Below are 13083 nucleotides of genomic sequence, written 5' to 3' on the forward strand. Positions count from 1 at the left end.
GCGCGTAGCCCGCAGGGCGAAGCGTGGTGGGCCCGGCAGGACTCGAACCTGCAACCAGACCGTTATGAGCGGCCGGCTCTAACCATTGAGCTACAGGCCCCGCCGCGAGACGGCTCGCGGGAACGCGCGGCCGGCAACGGTGCGCGGTTCGTTTACAGGGATGGGGGCGGGGGTGCAATGCTGGCTCTGGCTCGCGAGAACGCCGGGCGCGCAGTTTCGGATAACCGAATTTGATGACGATGTCTGTATATCCCCTGTTTTGCCCGACGGAGCAAACGCCCCGCGGCGGGCCGCTTTTTGTCCCCCGTAACCCATTGAAATTATTAGACTCGTCTACTGTGCATGGGGTTGTTTTGCGATATTTGATGGAGGGGGCCTCCGGGGTCCCCTCCGATGTCCTGCCGGCTCGCCGCTGAGCTGCCGCTAGTCCACCGAGACCCCGGCGAACTCCACCACCTTGCGCCACTTCTCCGTCTCATCATTGACCAGCTTGCCGAACTCGGCCGGCGTCATCGGCTTGGGGATGCCGCCGACTTCAGTGAGGCGCGCCACCAGCTTCGGGTCTTTCAGCGCTTCGCCGACGGCCTTGTTGAGGGTCTCGATCACCTCGCTTGGGGTGCCCTTCGGCGCGGAGATGCCGTAGAAGCCGACCGATTCGAAGCCCGGCACGGTCTCGGCGATCGCGGGTACGTCGGGCACGCTCGGCCAGCGCTGCGGCGAGGTCACGCCCAGCGCGCGGACATTGCCGCCCTTCACCTGCTCCATGGCCGAAGGCAGATTGTCGAAGATCAGCTGCACCTTGTTGGAGATGATGTCGGGGAAGGCGATGGCGGAGCCGCGATAGGGCACGTGCACCATGTCGCACTTGGTCAGCACCTTGAACAGCTCGGCCGACATGTGCACCGAGGTGCCGTTGCCGGATGAGGCAAAGGAGATCTTGCCGGGATTGGCCTTGCAGTAGTCGACGAACTCCTGAACCGTCTTCGCGGGGAACGCGTTGGAGACGACCAGCATGTTGGTGAGCTGCATGATGCTGGCCACCGGCACGGTGTCGCGGATGAAGTCGAACGGCAGCTTCTTGTAGAGCGAGGTCGAGATCGCGTTGTTGGGCGCGACGAACAGCAACGTGTAGCCGTCGGCCGGCGAGTTGATCGCGGCGGCGGCAGCGATGTTGCCGCCGGAGCCCGTGCGGTTCTCGACGATGAATTGCTGGCCGAGACGGTCCGACAGCCACTGCGCCATGATCCGCGCCACGATGTCGACCGGGCCACCGGCGGCAAATCCAATCAGCCAGTGCACGGGGCGGTCGGGATAGGCGGCGGAGGAGGGAGGCGTGGCGCTGAAAAGACCTGTGAGGACTGCGAGCCCAAAAAAACCGCACCGCAAAATTCGCAACATGACGCCTCCCATTGTTCTATTGTCGTTGGGCGATATGCTTTCACAAAATCCGCTCCCTGCCTACATCGCCGCAAGTCGGTGTTGACGCAGGCCCGCCGGGAATGACCATGAGATTCGCGATGATCGCTCTTGCTGCAGTGCTGCTCGCCAGCCCCGCTGCTGCTCAAACCGGAGGCACGGCCATTCCGACCACGACGATCAGCTTGGGCACCGCGACGCCCGGCGGCGGCTTCCCACTCTATGGCAACGCCTTTGCCGAAGTGATGAACGCGGCCGATCCGCAAATCTCCATCGCCCCGCGCAACACCAAGGGCAGCAACGAGAACATTCCGCTGCTGGAGAAGGGCGAGCTCGATCTCGCGCTGGTCGCAGGCGAGCCGGCCTATGAGGCCTTTGCCGGCATCGGGCGTGCGCCGGTTCGGCTGAAGATACTCACGGCGATCTATTCCAACCCCGGCATGTTCGTGGTGCGCGCGGACAGTCCCTACAAGACGATCCGCGATCTCGTCGGTCAGCCCGTGGCGTTCGGCGCCAAGGGCTCGGGCCTGCCGATCCTGGCGCGCTATGTGCTGGATGGCCTCGGGCTGAGGCAGGATGAGGACTTCAAGGCCATCTATCTCGATCGCGCCGGCGACGGTCCCGCGATGGTCGAGGACGGCCGCGTCGCCGCGCTCTGGGGCGCCGGCATCGGCTGGCCCGGCTTTGCCGCGGTCGCATCGAGCGCGTCAGGCGCGCGCTTCATCGCGCCTGATGTTGAAGAGATGACGCGCATCCGCGCCAAGCATTCCTTTCTGAAGCCGTTGCTGGTGCCGGCCAATAGCTATCCGAACCAGTCCGCGCCGATCGCCTCGCTCGGGTCCTGGAGCTTTGTGCTGACGCGCGAGGATCTGCCCGACGAAATTGCCTATCGCCTGGCGAAGACGCTGCACGGCGTCGAGACGAATTTCTGCAAGAAGCTCGCGCAGGCCTGCGAGACCACGGCGTCGAACACGGTTGCCGCAGCGCCGAGGCCGGAGCTAATTCATCCGGGAGTCGCAAAGTACTTCCGCGAGATTGGAGTTATGAAGTAGCTCGCGACCACACCCGCGCTCGTCATGCCCGGGCTTGTCCCGGGCATCCACGTTCTTCTGTCTGCGCGGCTAGACGTAGATGGCCGGGACAAGCCCGGCCATGACGTTGCAGCTAGCTTGCGTTGCCGGTCACTTCTTCACCATCGCACATGCCGGGTCCGGCGGACCGAACGCCTTGTCGCCCGAGATGGTCGTGAGGATCTTGTAATAGTCCCACGGATATTTGCTCTCCTCCGGCGTCTTCACCTGCACCAGCCAGAGGTCGTGGACCATCAGATTGTCCTCCCGCAGCTTGCCGTTGCGGGAGAAGAAATCCTCGATCGGCTTTTCGCGCATCTTGGCTGCGACCTTGAGCGGATCGTCGGTGCCGGATTCCTTGATGGCGTTGAGATAGTGCATCACGGATGAATAGACGCCGGCCTGCCACATCGACGGCATCTTGTTCATCTTGGCGAAATAGCGCTTCGACCATTCGCGGGTCTTGTCATCCATGTCCCAATAGAATGACGTGGTCAGCAGCAGGCCTTGCGCCGCCTGCAGGCCGAGGCCGTGGATGTCGGTGATCAGCGCCAGCAGCGCCGCCATCTGCTGGCCGCCCTTGAACACGCCGAACTCCGAGCCGGTCTTGATCTCGTTCATGTTGTTGGGCGGTCCGGCCGCGATGCCGATGATCTTGGCCTTGGAGGCCTGCGCCTGCAGCACGAAGGAGGAGAGGTCAGGCGTCGCCAGCGGCGGCCGCACCGAGCCCAGCACCTTGCCGCCATTGGCGGTGACCACCGCGGAAGCGTCGCGCTCCAGCGAATGGCCGAAGGCGTAATCGTCGGTGATGAAGAACCAGCTGTCGCCGCCGCGCTTGACCACGGCGTCCGCGGTGCCGACCGCGAGCGCGCGGGTGTCGAACACCCACTGGATCGCGTAAGGCGAGCAGAACTTGCCGTGGAAATCGGCGGTGCCGGTGGAGTGGGTGATGAACAGCCGCTTCTTCTCGTTGGCGATGTTCTGCACCGCGAGGCCGACCGCCGAGACCGGCACGTCGACGATCAGGTCGACCTGCTCGACGTCGAACCAGCGCCGCGCGAGCGAGGCGCCGATGTCGGCCTTGAGCTGATGGTCGCCGACCACGACGCTGATCGGCTTGCCGAGCACGGTGCCGCCGAAATCGTCGATCGCCATCTGCGCCGCCGTCACCGAGCCCTGGCCGGTCGGTGCAGAGGCCGGGCCGTTCATGTCGGTGAGCACGCCGATCTTGACGACGTTGTCGGAAACCTGCGCCGATGCCGCACCGGACAGCAGCGCCGCCGTCAAGGCGGCCGCGACCGGCAGTCCAAATCTGATTGGATTCATGCTTGTCCTCCCCTGTTCCGGCACGTTGGCCGGTGTTGCCCCGGGTATGCCCGGCTGAATTGGTTTCTTTTGCAACTATTTTGGGGCGGGCGTCAATGTCAGGCTGCGAAGCGGATCTGTCCTGCGGGTGAGGGATCGTAGCCGGTCAGCTCCTCGGCGCGCTGGCGCAGCCGCCGCTCGTTCAGAAATCCGATCAAGGCCTGCATGGCGGGGCGAAAATAGCTGCGCTGCCGCATCGCGAGGTCAAAATTCTCCCAGACCAGCGGCACGAAATCGAGGCCGGCCGAACGCGCGGCGGCGCGCGTCGCGATGCCGCAATCGGCCTGGCCGGCGCGGACCAGTTCCGCGAGATCCGGTCCGGTGAGGGCCGGCGTCTCGACCCGGCGCAAATCCCGCGTCGTGGCGCCCGCGCGCTTCAGCAGCACGTCGAGCAGCATCTGCGCGCCCGTGCCCTGTTGCCGCATCGCCATCCGGGCGCCGAGCGCGAGCACGTCGGTCAGGCCGTGCAGATGCTTGGGATTGCCTTGCGGCAGCACGAGACCCTGTTCGCGGCGCACGAACGCGACTAGCACCGCATCATGCAAATCCGGAGCGGCCCGCAGCGCTTCGACACTGGCATCCCCAGTGAGATCGTCGGAAGCATCCAGGCCGTGGAAATGTATCGCCGCCGCCATCACCTCGTTGCGCTGCAAGCGCTCGAGCCCGCGCACGCTACCCTCGCTCATCGATCCCAGGCCCGAGCCGGATTCGCGCAGGCTCCAATCCAGCAGCTCGTCCTGGCTGCCGCCCACGACCGGCGGCGGCTCCGCGATCAGCATGCCGGCCGGACGCGCGAGGCCAGAGAGCACCCAGAGATCGAGTTCGTGGCGCGGGAAGAGCCACTTCCCGGTCACCTTGGTACAGGGGATCGCGCCGGTGGTGACGAGTTCGTAGAGCTTGCGTTCGCCGAGCCGAAGATAGTCGGCGGCTTCGCTGGTCGTCAGGAATTCCATCCTGCATTCCTATGCAAATTCTTGCTTCTTTTTGACGTTCGACGCAGGTGGAATTCTGCATTTCAATTCTCGTCTTCCGGGACCATGCCTGATCATCTCGCTGCTTTGCAACACATCCTCACGCGCGTCTTTTGCTTTGGTGAATGATCCTGCAGCGTGCGCTCATCGCCGGCGATGGCAATCGGCATGCCGATCTGCGTTGCCGAAATTTCCCGAGCCGCGCGATTGCCGCCTTAGGTCCAAGCCCTGCCGCCGGTAGTGGCTTGATTTAAATTCTATCTGTTGTTGTTCGCATGGGGCGTCGCAGCGCGCAAACACGTCACGAGTGCGGCGCAATCGATCATCATCATGATCGCGTCATAGCCAATGGGAACCTGATCATGGGCCGCCTGTCCGCTGCATTCGCGCTCTTCTGCGGCCTCACCGCGGGCGTTGCGGCCTCGTCCGCGGAAGACCGCGCAATCGTGCTGGCCTCGACCGCATCGACGCAGGAGTCCGGTCTGCTCGACTATCTGCTTCCGATCTTCCGCGACAAGACCGGCGTCGACGTGACGGTGATCGCGCGGCGCGCCGACGAGGTGCTCGACGGGCCGCGAAGAGGCGAGGCGGACGTCGTGCTGATGCATGCGCGACCGCAGGAGGAGAAATTCGTCGCCGACGGGTTTGGCGTGAAGCGTTTCGACGTGATGTACAATGACTATGTGCTGATCGGGCCGAAGAACGATCCCGCCGGCGTCAAGGGCAAGGATATCGCGACGGCGCTGAAGGCGATCGAGGCCAAGGGCGCGCCGTTCGTGACGCGCGGCGATCGGTCGGGCACGCATGCTGCGGAGCTGGCGCTCTGGATCGTCGCCGGCATCGACATCGCCGGGGCCAAGGGCGCCTGGTATCGCGAGGCCGGGCAGGGCATGGCCTCGGCGCTCGACGCCGCGCGCGCCGCCAATGCTTATGTGCTGTCGGATCGCGGCAGTTGGATCGCCTTCAGGGATCGCGGCGATCTCGATATCGTCGTCGAAGGCGACCGGCGGTTGCTCAATCAGTACGGCGTGATGCTGGTGAACCCCGAGAAGTTTCCGAACGTGAAGAAGGATCTCGCGCAGACCTTCATCGATTGGCTGACCTCGCCGGAGGGGCAGACGGCGATCGCAGGCTACAAGGTCGACGGGCAGCAGCTATTCTTCCCCAATGCGGATAGGTCGGGCGGTTGACGGCGGTATCGCCGGTGGTTGCCAAACCGGGCGATGCATGGTCCACCATGGCGCATGACCCAGCGCCTGCCGCCATCGCTGACCCCGCTCGACACCGCGCTCGCCGCGTTGCTGAGCGGGCTTGAACCGCTCGCACCGGTGGAGTTGCCGCTGAGCGAAGCGGCCGGCTGCATCGCGGCGGGCACGCCGCTGCTTGCGGCCCATCCGCATCACGACATCGCCGCCGCGGACGGCTGGGCGCTCTGCGCCAACGATCTCGTCGGCGCGTCCTCTTATTCGCCGCTGCCGTTGACACAAGCGCCCGTGTGGGTCGAAGCCGGTGACGCGATGCCCGACGGCTGCGACTGTGTACTCGATGCCGACGCGGTCGATCCATCGGGGCCGCTCGTGCAGGTGCTGGCGGAGGGCGTGCCGGGGCAGGGCGTCAGGCGTGGCGGCAGCGACATCGCGGCGCGCACGCCGGCCGGCGCCGAGGGCCAACCGGTCGCCGCGGCCGATCTGCTGCTCGCGCGCGTTGCCGGCTTGGACAAGCTCGGCGTGCGTCGGCCCCGGCTGAGCATCGTCAACGTGCCGGGTGCAACGGCAACGATGCATATGATCGCCGCGATCGCGGGCGCCGCGGGAGTGGATGTGAAGACGCATGAGGCCGGCGCGCGTGATGCGGTGTCGATTGCCGATGCGCTGGATATATCCTCTTGCGATCTGATCCTGACGGTCGGCGGCAGCGGAGTTGGCCGCGGCGATGCGGCCGTCGCCGCGCTGGCTCAGCGTGGTCATGTGATCGCCCACGGTCTTGCGCTTCAGCCCGGGCGTACCGCCGCGGTCGCGAAGCTCGGAAAGGTTCCCGTCGTCGCCTTGCCGGGCTCGCCGGATCATGCGCTGGCGGTGTGGCTCGCGCTCGTGCTTCCGCTCATCGACCGATTATCGCTGCGCCGGCCGCGCCGGCAGGTGAGCCTGCCGCTTGCGCGAAAAATCGCGTCCAGCGTCGGCATCGTCGAGATCGCTTTGCTGGCCAGGGAACATCACGGCTGGACGCCGCTCGCCGTGGGCGAATGGCCGCTCCACGCCATTGCCGGTGCGGATGCATGGCTGCTCATTCCTGACAGCCACGAGGGATTTGCGGCAGGCGTGCCGGTCGATGCCTATCTAATGTGGGAATGATATGGGTTTTGGCATGTCGATGAACCCGCAATCGCAAATCCGCAGCGCGCTCGAACAGGAGCAGTTCCTCAAGATCCTCTCGCGCGAGGAGGCCCTGGCGCGCTTCGAGGCCGCGTTGTTCCCGCGCGCCGTTCCGAGCGAAAAGCGCAAGCTCGGCGATGCGCTCGGCGTGGCGCTCGCTGAAGACATCACTGCGCCGATCGACGTTCCCCCTTTCGATCGCTCCAATGTCGACGGTTTTGCCGTGCGCTCGGCAGACCTTGCGGCGGCTGGCGAAGGCGCTCCTCGGCGCCTCACGCTGAACGGCGAGACCATCCACTGCGGCACCGCGCCGACGCTCCAGGTGGCAGCGGGAACCGCAACGCCGATCGCCACCGGCGGTCCGTTGCCGCGTGGCGCCGACGCGGTCGTCATGGTCGAGCACACCCAGCCGGTTGGCCTTGATGCGATCGACGTGCGTCGGGCGGTCTCGCCCGGGCAATTCGTGTCGTACGCCGGATCCGACATTGCGCGCGGCGAGGCGCTGCTGCGTGCCGGCACGATCATCGGCTCGCGCGAGATCGGCATGCTCGCGGCTTGCGGCGTCGCCGGGGTGACCGTCGCGCGCAGGCCGCGTGTCGCCGTGATCTCCACCGGTGACGAGCTGGTCCAACCCGGCGGGGCTCTTCCGCCCGCCGCGATCTACGACACCAACGGCGCCATCGTCACCGCTGCGATCGACGAGAACGGCGGCGAAGCGGTCTTCCTCGGCGCCATTCCCGACGATGAAGCCAGGCTCGAGGCCGCGATGCGCCGCGCGCTGGCGGACGCCGACATGCTGGTCCTGTCGGGCGGCACCTCGAAAGGCGCGGGCGACTTATCGCATCGCATCATCGGCCGGCTCGGCCAGCCCGGCATCATCGCGCATGGCGTTGCGCTCAAGCCTGGCAAGCCGTTGTGCCTTGCGGTGTGCGACGGCAAGCCGGTGGTGATCCTGCCGGGCTTTCCGACCTCGGCGATGTTTACCTTCCACGACATGATCGTGCCGGTGCTGCGCAAGCTGGCTGGCTTGCCGCCGCGCTCGGATGCCAAGGTGAACGCGACCGTGCCGGTGCGCATTGCGTCCGAGCTCGGCCGCACCGAGTTCGTCATGGTGTCGCTGGTCGAGGGCAGGGACGGCCTGATCGCCTACCCCTCCGGCAAGGGGTCTGGTGCGATCACGTCCTTCGCTCAGGCCGATGGTTTCCTGCGCATCGACGCACTCGCCGACCAGATGCCGGCCGGGACCGAAGCCGAGGTGACGCTGTTCACGCCGCATGTGCGCGTGCCCGATCTCGTCATCGTCGGCAGCCATTGCACCGGCCTCGATCTCGTCACCGCCCAGCTCGCGCATGCCGGCCTGGCCGTGCGCTCGATTGCCGTCGGCAGCCTCGGTGGACTCGCGGCCGCAAAGCGCGGTGAATGCGATTTGGCGCCGATCCATCTGTTCGATGACAAGAGCGAGACCTACAACTCGCCCTATCTCGTCGAGGGGCTCGAGCTCGTACCGGGCTGGCGTCGGATGCAGGGCATCGTCTTCCGCACGGACGACAGGCGTTTCGAGGGCCTCGGTGCGAAGGAGGCCGTCGCCGCTGCTCTCGCTGATCCCGCCTGCATCATGGTCAACCGCAACCAGGGCGCCGGCACGCGCATCCTGATCGACCGGCTGCTCGGCGGTGCGCGCCCGGAAGGCTACTGGAACCAGCCGCGGTCGCACAATGCAGTTGCGGCAGCTGTTGCGCAGCACCGTGCCGACTGGGGCATGACCATTGCGCCGGTCGCCCAAGCGGCCTGCCTCGGTTTCATTCCGTTCGCGGAAGAGCATTATGACTTCGCGCTGGTCACGGCGCGCAAAGACCGGCCGGCGGTGCAGGCGTTTCTCGATGCGCTTGGCTCGAATGAGGCGCGCGCCGCGCTGGAGCGGGCGGGATTCCGGCCTGCGTAGCGACGGCGCAGAGTCCTCGCGCATCAAATATTCGGCTGAAGGAGCGGACTGATACCGGCTGGGTCTGCAGCTACGATGCCTGGTCGGTGCGGCTGGCGGCTTGATCGGACTGACCGCGTTTGCGCTCCCGTTCCTCGGCTTCGGCGAGCGCACGCTGGGCGGCGGCCGACAACGGTTTCGGGTCCGGCGGGACTTCCACGGTGTCGGGCTTGCCCAGCTGCTTCGTGCGATCGATTGCGTCCGAAACATCGAACGCGATATCGACAACATCGAAAATGACTTCCAAGAGCGAGTCGGCCATGGCTCATCCGGGGCAACGTCCCAATCATTGGTCGTTCGCTTCTTAGGTCCGGTTCATAGCCAGGAGCTCAAGGCCATGAACAGGCAACGCCTTAGGATGCATCATCCAGCGCCGCCAGCCGTTCGGCGTCGGCGATATCCTCGACCGTATTGGCGTTGAAGAACGGATCTAGCGGCTCGGTTGGCCACGTCACCGTCGCGAGCGGATAGCGCGCGGTCCAGCGGTCGATCTTGCGGAGGTCCTCGACGACCAGTGCGTGCCTGAGCTCGTCGCGCAAGCCGACGCGCCACAGGCCGATCACGGGATGGGACTGCTCGCCTGATGCCGCCACCGCGAGCTGAGCGCTCTCCCGTTTTCGCGCTTCATGCAGGCGCGCGACCAGATCGCGCGGCAGGAACGGGCAGTCGCCGGCGGCGCTGAGCACCCATTCGACGCCCGGCCGGTTCGCCGCGGTCCAGTCGAGCGCGGCGAGGATGCCCGCGAGCGGACCGGGAAAGCCGGGCACGTCGTCGGCGACGACCTGCAGGCCGAATGCGGCGAAACGCGCGGGATCGCCGTTCGCGTTGAGGATCAGTCCGCTGCACTGGGGCGAAAGGCGCGCGATCACGCGCGCCAGGATGGTGCGACCGCCGATCGTGCGCATCGGCTTATCGCCACCGCCCATGCGCCGCGCCAGGCCGCCGGCGAGCAGCACGCCTTGCGTCGGCAAAATCTCAGTCGTCACCAGCTTCACCCTTGCGCTTGTGCTTCGCCGACTCTTCCTCGACGTAAGCGAGGTCCTGGTCGTAGACGATGCGTTCCTCGCCCGCGAGGACGATGAAGCGTTTGCCGCGGGTGCGTCCGACCAGCGTCAGCCCGACCTGTCTTGCGAGATCGACGCCCCAGGCGGTGAAGCCGGAGCGCGACACCAGGATCGGAATTCCCATGCGGACCGTCTTGATCACCATCTCCGAGGTGAGCCGCCCCGTGGTGTAGAGGATCTTGTCGCTAGCATCGACACCGTGGCGGTACATCCAGCCCGCGATCTTGTCGACGGCGTTGTGGCGGCCGACGTCTTCGGTGTAGCAAAGCGGGGTGCCTTCCTTGCACAGCACACAGCCGTGGATCGCCCCGGCCTCCAGATAGAGCGAGGGCATCGTGTTGATGGTCTGCGTCATCTGGTAAAGCCAGGAGGTGCGCAGCTCGGCCTTCGGCAGTGCGACGCTTTCGACCGCCTCGAGCAGATCGCCGAAGGCGGTGCCCTGCGCACAGCCCGAGGTCTGCGTGCGCTTCTTCAGCTTGGCCTCGAAATTGGTGTGGTGCGTGGTGCGCACCACGACCACCTGGAGGTCGTCGTCGTATTCGACCTCCGTGACCACGTCATTATATTTCAGCATGTTCTGGTTCAGCAGGTAGCCGAGCGCCAGATATTCGGGGTAATCGCCGATCGTCATCATGGTGACGATCTCCTGGGAATTCAGGTAGAGCGTCAGCGGCCGCTCCATCGGCACCTTGATCTCGACCCTGGTGCCGGTCTGGTCGGTCCCGGCCACGCTCTGGGTCAGGCGCGGGTCGGCCGTGTCAGGGACGATCAGGGGCACGGGGGCTTTGTCGATCTTCATCATGGCGGCGAGGTTAGCATGACATTCGGGTCAAGCCGATATAAGCATGCTGACGGAAAACGAAATGCCTCCGTTCGTCATAGCGAGGAGCGAAGCGACGGAGCAATCCAGAGTGCCACCGTGGAAGCAGTCGGGATTGCCTCGCTTCGCTCGCAATGACGGGGAGGGATAGCGGTTCCACCAAAACCAAGTCGCTCGCGGACACGGAGCTGGAATGAAAGTCATCGGCCTTGCAGGCTGGAGCGGTGCGGGCAAGACCACGCTGTTGACGCGGCTGATCCCGCATTTCAACGCGCAAGGGCTGCGCGTCTCGGTCATCAAGCATGCGCATCACCAGTTCGACGTCGATGTCCCCGGCAAGGATTCCTGGCGCCATCGCGAGGCCGGCGCGGCCGAGGTGCTGGTTGCTTCGTCAAACCGCTGGGCCCTGATGCACGAACTGCGCGGGGCGGCGGAGCCGCGGCTGCCCGAGCTCCTGAGCAAGCTTTCCGCGGTCGATCTCGTCGTGGTCGAGGGCTTCAAGCGCGAGCCGCATCGCAAGATCGAGGTGCATCGCGCGGCGAACGGCAAGCCGTTGCTGTTTCCCGACGATCCCGGGATCGCCGGGATCGCGGCCGACACCGCCATTGACACGGGGCTGCCCACTGTCCATCTCGACGATGTCGCGGCAGCTGCGGCGTTGCTGCTGCGCGCCGCGATGCCGGTCGAAGAAGCGGTGGCGAAAAGCGCCGCGATACGCTGACGAGGCACCATGGCGCAACTGTCGGACGATTGCTTTGCCTTCGGCGGCCCGATGATGTCGGTCGACGAGGCCGTCGGTCTCATTACGACGCGCGTCAACGCGATCGCCGATCTGGAGACGGTGGCGCTGGTCGACGCGGACGGGCGCGTGCTGGCGCGCGATGTCGCAGCGCCTCTGCCGCTGCCGCCCTTCACCAACTCGGCGGTCGACGGCTACGCCGTGCGCAACGCCGACATTCCTGAAGCCGCGGAGCGGGCGTTCCCGCTCGATGGCCGCATCCAGGCCGGCGGCCTCGCACAGGCGCCGATCAAGCCCGGCCATACCGCACGCATTTTCACGGGCGCGCCGATGCCGCCGGATGCAGAAACCGTCTTCATGCAGGAGGACGTTCGCATCGACGATGACGGCAAGATCGTGCTGCCGCCGGGGCTGAAGCCCGGCGCCAATGTCCGCCCCGCGGGCGAGGACATCCCTGAGGGCCACATCGCGCTGCGCGCCGGCCAGCGCTTGCGGCCGCAGCATGTCGCGCTCGCCGCCGCGTTCGGACTTGTCAGTCTCGACGTCATCAGGCGCATTCGCGTTGCGGTGTTCTCGACCGGCGACGAGTTGGCCTCGCCCGGCGAGCCGCGCGCGGCCTCGCAACTGTTCGATTCCAACCGCTTCATGCTGATGGCGATGCTGCGCCGGCTCGGCTGCGAGGTCAGCGATCTCGGCATCTTGCGCGACGAGCGGACTTCGCTCGCGAATGGCTTGAAGCAGGTGGCCGGTGATCATGACCTGATCCTCACGACCGGCGGCGTCTCGACCGGCGAGGAGGACCACGTCAAGGCGGCGGTCGAGAGCATCGGCTCGCTGGTGCTGTGGCGGATGGCGATCAAGCCTGGCCGTCCCGTGGCGATGGGCATTATCGACGGCACGCCGCTGATCGGATTGCCCGGCAATCCCGTCGCGAGCTTCGTGACCTTCGTCCATGTCGTGCGCCCGACGGTGCTGGCGCTCGCCGGCGGCCTGCCGGAGCCGCTTCTGCCGATCCCGATGCGGGCGGCTTTCACCTACAAGAAGAAGGCGGGCCGGCGCGAATATGTTCGCGTCTCCTTGCGGCGGGCGCAGGACGGCACGCTGGAGGCGGTGAAGTTCCCGCGCGAAGGGGCCGGGCTGTTGTCCTCGCTGGTCGAGACCGACGGCCTCGTCGAGCTCGGTGAGAGCGTCACGGGCGTCGAGCCAGGGCAGGACGTAGGCTTTTTGTCCTACGCCGATCTGCTCTAGCGGCCTTGCGTTGACGCCATCGATCGGTCCCGCCATG

At 66.0% G+C, this 13083-nt stretch carries 12 protein-coding genes and 1 tRNA gene; 6 read left to right on the forward strand and 7 right to left on the reverse strand.

Annotated elements, in window-relative coordinates:
• Positions 1-24 precede the first annotated feature (24 nt).
• Together XI04_RS26645 and XI04_RS26650 are read right to left on the reverse strand one after the other, a co-directional pair.
• Positions 25-100: transfer RNA gene (locus XI04_RS26645), tRNA-Ile, on the reverse strand.
• A gap of 323 nt (positions 101-423) precedes the next feature.
• Entirely contained in the window at positions 424-1398 is a 975-nt protein-coding gene (locus tag XI04_RS26650) for a Bug family tripartite tricarboxylate transporter substrate binding protein (RefSeq protein WP_028142260.1), read from the reverse strand.
• Between the two features lie 107 nt (positions 1399-1505).
• Here XI04_RS26650 and XI04_RS26655 point away from each other — a divergent pair, with 107 nt between their 5' ends.
• Positions 1506-2468 carry a TAXI family TRAP transporter solute-binding subunit gene (locus XI04_RS26655; RefSeq protein ID WP_028142261.1) on the forward strand — a complete coding sequence of 321 codons (963 nt, stop codon included), beginning with the start codon at positions 1506-1508 and terminating at the stop codon, positions 2466-2468.
• Between the two features lie 129 nt (positions 2469-2597).
• On the opposite strand, the gene XI04_RS26660 is transcribed toward XI04_RS26655, so the two are convergent.
• Positions 2598-3812 carry an ABC transporter substrate-binding protein gene (locus XI04_RS26660; protein ID WP_028142262.1) on the reverse strand — a complete coding sequence of 405 codons (1215 nt, stop codon included), beginning with the start codon at positions 3810-3812 and terminating at the stop codon, positions 2598-2600.
• Between the two features lie 98 nt (positions 3813-3910).
• Positions 3911-4804, reverse strand: coding sequence for a helix-turn-helix transcriptional regulator (locus XI04_RS26665; RefSeq protein ID WP_028142263.1), 894 nt, complete (start codon positions 4802-4804; stop codon positions 3911-3913).
• Positions 4805-5184: 380 nt separating this feature from the next.
• Between XI04_RS26665 and XI04_RS26670 the strand changes: the two genes are divergently transcribed.
• The 3 genes from XI04_RS26670 to XI04_RS26680 are packed head-to-tail and all read left to right on the forward strand — an operon-like array spanning position 5185 to position 9136.
• Positions 5185-6012 (forward strand): substrate-binding domain-containing protein, encoded by an 828-nt coding sequence (locus tag XI04_RS26670; RefSeq protein ID WP_038949543.1) that lies wholly within the window; start codon positions 5185-5187, stop codon positions 6010-6012.
• Positions 6013-6066: 54 nt separating this feature from the next.
• Positions 6067-7173, forward strand: a complete 1107-nt coding sequence (locus XI04_RS26675; protein WP_271611304.1) for a molybdopterin-binding protein — start codon at positions 6067-6069, stop codon at positions 7171-7173.
• Between the two features lies 1 nt (position 7174).
• On the forward strand, positions 7175-9136 hold the full coding sequence (locus tag XI04_RS26680) for a molybdopterin biosynthesis protein (protein WP_271608452.1): 1962 nt from the start codon (positions 7175-7177) through the stop codon (positions 9134-9136).
• Positions 9137-9206: 70 nt separating this feature from the next.
• Here the strand turns inward: XI04_RS26680 and XI04_RS26685 are convergent, their stop codons facing one another.
• The 3 genes from XI04_RS26685 to fdhD form a co-directional block, all read right to left on the reverse strand.
• Positions 9207-9437: a hypothetical protein gene (locus XI04_RS26685; RefSeq protein ID WP_028142267.1), complete on the reverse strand. Its 231-nt coding sequence runs from the start codon at positions 9435-9437 to the stop codon at positions 9207-9209.
• Positions 9438-9528: 91 nt separating this feature from the next.
• Entirely contained in the window at positions 9529-10170 is a 642-nt protein-coding gene (mobA, locus tag XI04_RS26690; protein WP_271608451.1) for a molybdenum cofactor guanylyltransferase MobA, read from the reverse strand.
• The gene (fdhD, locus tag XI04_RS26695; RefSeq protein WP_271608450.1) at positions 10151-11041 is read right to left on the reverse strand and encodes a formate dehydrogenase accessory sulfurtransferase FdhD; all 891 of its coding nucleotides are present in this window, start codon (positions 11039-11041) and stop codon (positions 10151-10153) included. The genes mobA and fdhD overlap by 20 nt, the downstream gene beginning before the upstream one ends.
• A 211-nt stretch (positions 11042-11252) precedes the next feature.
• On the opposite strand from fdhD, the gene mobB reads away from it, so the two are divergent.
• Complete coding sequence (mobB, locus tag XI04_RS26700) at positions 11253-11780, forward strand: molybdopterin-guanine dinucleotide biosynthesis protein B (RefSeq protein WP_028142270.1); 528 nt, start codon at positions 11253-11255, stop codon at positions 11778-11780.
• Between the two features lie 9 nt (positions 11781-11789).
• Complete coding sequence (locus tag XI04_RS26705) at positions 11790-13046, forward strand: molybdopterin molybdotransferase MoeA (protein WP_152103449.1); 1257 nt, start codon at positions 11790-11792, stop codon at positions 13044-13046.
• Positions 13047-13083: the final 37 nt, after the last annotated feature.

This window comes from Bradyrhizobium sp. CCBAU 11430 (assembly GCF_028128855.1).
Classification (GTDB): domain Bacteria; phylum Pseudomonadota; class Alphaproteobacteria; order Rhizobiales; family Xanthobacteraceae; genus Bradyrhizobium; species Bradyrhizobium ottawaense.

Bases quoted from the DNA above. Each gene is read 5' to 3' on its own strand.
- XI04_RS26650 (WP_028142260.1), bottom strand. From the start codon at position 1,398: ATGTTGCGAATTTTGCGGTGCGGTTTTTTTGGGCTCGCAGTCCTCACA.
- mobB (WP_028142270.1), top strand. From the start codon at position 11,253: ATGAAAGTCATCGGCCTTGCAGGCTGGAGCGGTGCGGGCAAGACCACG.
- XI04_RS26670 (WP_038949543.1), top strand. From the start codon at position 5,185: ATGGGCCGCCTGTCCGCTGCATTCGCGCTCTTCTGCGGCCTCACCGCG.
- XI04_RS26685 (WP_028142267.1), bottom strand. From the start codon at position 9,437: ATGGCCGACTCGCTCTTGGAAGTCATTTTCGATGTTGTCGATATCGCG.
- XI04_RS26665 (WP_028142263.1), bottom strand. From the start codon at position 4,804: ATGGAATTCCTGACGACCAGCGAAGCCGCCGACTATCTTCGGCTCGGC.
- XI04_RS26705 (WP_152103449.1), top strand. From the start codon at position 11,790: ATGGCGCAACTGTCGGACGATTGCTTTGCCTTCGGCGGCCCGATGATG.
- XI04_RS26675 (WP_271611304.1), top strand. From the start codon at position 6,067: ATGACCCAGCGCCTGCCGCCATCGCTGACCCCGCTCGACACCGCGCTC.
- XI04_RS26655 (WP_028142261.1), top strand. From the start codon at position 1,506: ATGAGATTCGCGATGATCGCTCTTGCTGCAGTGCTGCTCGCCAGCCCC.
- fdhD (WP_271608450.1), bottom strand. From the start codon at position 11,041: ATGATGAAGATCGACAAAGCCCCCGTGCCCCTGATCGTCCCTGACACG.
- XI04_RS26660 (WP_028142262.1), bottom strand. From the start codon at position 3,812: ATGAATCCAATCAGATTTGGACTGCCGGTCGCGGCCGCCTTGACGGCG.
- XI04_RS26680 (WP_271608452.1), top strand. From the start codon at position 7,175: ATGGGTTTTGGCATGTCGATGAACCCGCAATCGCAAATCCGCAGCGCG.